The following is a 4867-nucleotide window of genomic DNA, read 5'->3' as shown; positions in this document are numbered from 1 at the left end:
TTTGTTTTGAACTGACTATATAAGCAATGAATTAACGGTTCGTTGGTTTACTGAAGGTAGTGCTATCACCAAATGTGCAGCGAATGATGTAACCTCAGGGCTTAGAGTTGGTATGGTAGTGATAGATAAAACACCTGATGTAGGCCATCAATCACTTGGTCAAGGTTTAATAATTCAACAACGAGTACTCGCAGGATTTGAGCAATTCTTAGTTGATTTTAAAGACAGTGAAAGAAAGATATGGATGCCTTATCAGCATTTGGTATGGATCAAAGAGTCTAAGGATAGGTATATTATAGGAGATATAAGTAAATCCAATATAGAAGCAGAGCGGTTAAGACTTAGGACTCTAGCAAATGCCATCGAAATCTGGAACGAGAACTCAGGATCTCTGTCTCATCTTGATATAGACCCTCTACCGCATCAAATTAACTTAGTTCATCATATACTAGCCTCGGGAAACCTAAACTGGCTGATTGCAGATGATGTGGGGCTTGGAAAAACTATTGAGACAGGAATGCTAATACATGCATTGAGACAGAGAGGTCTGGCTAAGAGAGTACTTTTAGTTACTCCCGCAGGATTAGTTAAACAGTGGCAAGAAGAGATGTATGACAAATTTAATTTAGAAGAATTTGAAATATATGATGAAGACTTTAAGATAGATGAGGTTCGCAAGTGGAAGCTACATGATTATGTCATTGGATCTATAGATAAGCTTAAAAACGATAATCATATTGACCTTATATTAGCTGCTGAAACATGGGATTTAATAATTTTTGATGAAGGGCATCGTCTGAGCCGCAAGCAATACGGCATGCAGATAAAATCATCCGAACGCTTTGCTTTAGCCAATAAACTTCGAAATAGAACAAAATCAATGATATTGCTTAGTGCGACCCCTCATCAAGGGGAACAGGATAAGTTTGTTGCTCTCTTAGAGCTATTAAGACCTGACAGAAAAGACCAATTAGCTACTCTAAATTTCAACCCAGAGATCATGCGAGATATGGTTTTTAGAAATCATAAAGCAGATGTTACAGACCATGAAGGCAATTTCATTTTTAAAGGTAAAACCGTTCATGCCGTCAATATCCCTTCAAGTAAAGAGTTTTCTGATTTTGAGCTGCAGTTAGCAGAGTATTTTAAGTTAGGCTACTCTGCAAGTACTGAGGGAACAAATCCACAAGCGCGAGCTATTGGGTTTGTAATGACGACCTATAGGAAACTTGCAGCATCTAGTATTCAAGCTATTCATCAGGCTTTACTGAAACGTGTTGCTAAGATAGAAATTAAACGAGATAAGTTGCAAAATAAATACTACTTAGCAGTTGATGTTGATGAGCGCTTTATAGGTGAGAGTGAAGAAAACCAGCTTTCTCAAACATCTAATCATGAATTCTTTGACGGTGAGCTTGCTCTCCTTAAAAATTTAATAAGCTCTAGTTCAATATTACTAATTAATGACCAGAAATTTGCATACTTCAAAAATGAAGTTGTTGATAAAATTTTATCTGACAACTCTTCCAATAAAATACTTATTTTCAGTGAATACCGTAATACTCAGGAGTATTTACGAGTTAATTTAGAAAATTATTTTAGCGAAGATTCAGTTAGTCTCATAAATGGCTCAATGAGTCATGATGAGAGAAAAAAGGCTATTGAACATTTTGAAACTAAGGGATCTTTTTTGATTTCTACAGAAGCAGGTGGTGAAGGTATTAACTTGCAACGCGCTTGTAATATCATGATAAATTATGATTTACCATGGAATCCTATGCGATTGGTGCAGAGAATCGGACGACTATACCGCTATGGTCAGAAAAATCGAGTGGCTATATTTAACCTGTACCAACCTGATAGCTTAGATCAAAAGCTTATTATTTCTATGTACAATAGGATTGATCAAATTGTTGACGATCTATCTTCTCTACAAAATAATGAGTTTAACGAGGGCCTTAAAGATGAGATCCTTGGCGAAATATCTAACCAGATTGATATTGAGAATATTTTGTCTGAACTCAATCAAATAGGTATAACTCGTACCCATGAACGTATTCAAAAAGCACTTGATAATGCTAAGAATGCTGTAGAAAAGCAACGAGAGCTTCTAGATTATGCAGCAAGTAGTAATATAGATGAACTAAAACATGAAGTGGTTATTAGCGCTAACCATATTCATAATTTTGTAATGGGTATGTTAGAGATTCTGAAAATTGAACACACCTCTCACCATGAAATAAACACCATCCGCATTCGATTTGATGAAAACTTTCAAGATAAATTTAGAGTCTTGCTTGGTAAAGCATCAATTATAGAAGTAACGACAGACAGAACAGTTGCTAGTACCCGTAATGGAACACACCTACTCGATTTATCATCTCCTATTATGCAATATTTTATTAAAGAAGCAACAAGTTATAGATTTGGTGGGCTTTCAGCTTTTATTAATACAGCAGGTACCAATAAATTCACTGAAATTACTACTTCAATCTTGAAATGGCAGGATCTTCAAGGTCATATAATTAAGAAGAAGTTGTGTATTTGCTATCGTTCATCAGACCAAGTAATAGTGAATCCAAACCAAGCTTTAGATGTATTTCTAGTTAAATCAAATCCTATCGATAATGCAATAATCCTACCAAGTAAAGGTCATTGCAAAAAATCTGTGATTGAAATTGATAATACATTATCAGATTTTATGGCACTAAATTCTAACAGGTATTTGCAGCCTAGCGATATAAGATGGATAAGCGTAGCTAAGACCTAATGATCATTAGGTACTGTAGTGGCATAGTAAAACCCGTTTGCATAGCACGATTGGATATGTGTCACCCTTTAATTTTGAAAAGCGGTATTATGATAATGTAATCCTGTTAAGCATGGCTACCTGACTCAAGTAAATAAGCCTCCGATAAAGTCGGAGCGGTTCATAGTAAAGCCTCAAACGATTTACCTAAAATTAATGATCAAATCTTAGGTATAGCAGATACTATGCAAAATTCAGCAGCAAATTTTAATAATCATGTGTTAGATATAGCAGACAGTATGCAAAACTCGACAAAAGGTTTTAGTAAACACGTTTCAGGTATAGCCGATACTATGCAAAGTTCAGCAGAAGGGTTCAATAATACCGTTTCTAATTTATCAAACGACACTAGAAACCAAACAGATGCTTTAACAAAAGGCATTGAACAAGCACTACTTGAATCTTTAAATAGCTTAGGTGGACAATTATCTTCAATGTGAACCGCCCCGACTTTATCGGAGGCTTATTTACTTGAGTCAGGCAGCGATGCCTAACAGGGTTAAATTATCATAATACTGCTTTTCAAACTCAAAGGGCGACACATATCCAATCGTGCTATGCAGTCGTGTTTTGTTAAACCAATCGACCCATTCAAGGGTTGCCAGTTCAACATCGTTCACACCAGACCAGCTCTCTTTCAAATAATGAATGACCTCGGACTTATAAAGCCCGTTGACCGTTTCAGCCAGCGCGTTGTCATAAGAATCACCCGTAGTGCCAACAGAGGCAATCACACCGCAGTCTGTCATCTTATCGGTATCGGTATAGCGAATAGATAAGTACTGAACCTGAATCTCCCCGAGTACATCGGAGGCTGATTTACTTGAACCAGGCAGCTTCACCTAACAGATTAAGATTATTATAATACCGCTTTTCAAACTCAAAGGGTGACACATAACCGATCACACTATGCAATCGTGTTTTATTAAATCAGTCTACCCATTCAAAGGTTGCCAGTTCAACATCATTAATACCAATCCAATCTTTTTTTAAATATTCAATCACTTTAGACTCATACAGCCCATTGACCGTTTCAGCAAACGATAGCGCGAATAAACATATCAATAATAAATGCGGTATGAACTTAGCCACTTGTCTTTTTAATATAGGTAAAATCCACGACCCATAGCTGATTAGGACGATTGGCACTATAATCTGCCTAAACTATTTAAGGATATGGACTGTATTTCTTTTATTGTGAACTGACTATAGTTAGTATTAATAGCATGCCAGAAATCTAATCTACAACTACGTTATTATCTGTAATAATACCATTAGTATTACAAGATGCTTTCTCTAGGTCATATAACGTATTATTAAACTCATAACTTTTGTTTAAGCGTTTTCTGTAATCCCATGGTGCTACTACATCAAGCTTAGCCCATAATCCGCGACTTTCATTACGAGCAGTTACCTCAGCATTAGAATAAGCTAAGCGATCGTATTCAATTTGGTTTTTTTGATAATTTTTATAATGCCATGCAGCTCCTTGCTGCAACTGATTTAGATTACAGTCTTTTCCATCTGCAACTACTTTTCCAACTACACGTTTGTAAAAGTCTCTTTCCTTCCATTCGATACTGACATTAGTGTTATTAACACATTCTTGTAATTTTTCAGTGCTATAGGCACCATGACTTTGCTTGGATTCTGGCGCATCAATGCCGAATAAACGTACACGCTCTGACTGCCCGTTAAATGTTATAACTTCCAGGGTATCACCATCAATGACTCGAACATTCATAACGTCTATTACAGAGCCTGAATGCTCACATTTAATAGGATTATTTTGAGTACCTGCAATAGGAGATACACTATTAATATCTTGGTGATTACTAATACAAGAGGTTAAAGTTAAAATAATTGCAGGTATGCTTATGAATACCCTAATTTTAGTTGGTAAAGACAATTTCAGTCTCCTTGAGTAACGTTATACACCTAGCAAATAATATATTTATCACAAAAAATTTCGAGTAGATTATTTGAAAGCAAAAACGGCTATAATTTATGGGTATACTACCAATTATATTGAACTATGGTAATCCCCCCAATAAATAA

Annotated in this window: 3 protein-coding genes and 2 pseudogenes; 2 read left to right on the top strand and 3 right to left on the bottom strand. The window is 35.8% G+C overall.

Features of this window, described 5'->3' with window-relative positions:
- Positions 1-112: 112 nt before the first annotated feature.
- Together B3R91_RS00970 and B3R91_RS00965 are read left to right on the top strand one after the other, a co-directional pair.
- Complete coding sequence (locus B3R91_RS00970) at positions 113-2770, top strand: DEAD/DEAH box helicase (protein ID WP_286795920.1); 2658 nt, start codon at positions 113-115, stop codon at positions 2768-2770.
- A 224-nt stretch (positions 2771-2994) separates the two neighbouring features.
- Positions 2995-3249 carry a hypothetical protein gene (locus B3R91_RS00965; RefSeq protein WP_286795919.1) on the top strand — a complete coding sequence of 85 codons (255 nt, stop codon included), beginning with the start codon at positions 2995-2997 and terminating at the stop codon, positions 3247-3249.
- Between the two features lie 36 nt (positions 3250-3285).
- Here B3R91_RS00965 and B3R91_RS00960 read toward each other — a convergent pair.
- The 3 genes and pseudogenes from B3R91_RS00960 to B3R91_RS00950 form a co-directional block, all read right to left on the bottom strand.
- Positions 3286-3597 (bottom strand): annotated as a pseudogene (locus B3R91_RS00960) (integrase core domain-containing protein); the annotation flags it as partial.
- 31 nt (positions 3598-3628) lie between these two features.
- A pseudogene (locus B3R91_RS00955) lies at positions 3629-3965 on the bottom strand (IS3 family transposase); the annotation flags it as partial.
- Between the two features lie 81 nt (positions 3966-4046).
- Positions 4047-4718, bottom strand: coding sequence for a thermonuclease family protein (locus B3R91_RS00950; protein ID WP_286795917.1), 672 nt, complete (start codon positions 4716-4718; stop codon positions 4047-4049).
- Between the last annotated feature and the right edge of the window lie 149 nt (positions 4719-4867).

The sequence above is a fragment of the Psychrobacter sp. UBA6291 genome (assembly GCF_002439405.1).
In the GTDB taxonomy this organism is placed as follows: domain Bacteria; phylum Pseudomonadota; class Gammaproteobacteria; order Pseudomonadales; family Moraxellaceae; genus Psychrobacter; species Psychrobacter faecalis.
The sequence above is the reverse complement of the archived record's forward strand: the minus strand, read 5'-3'. Positions and strand labels throughout refer to the sequence as shown.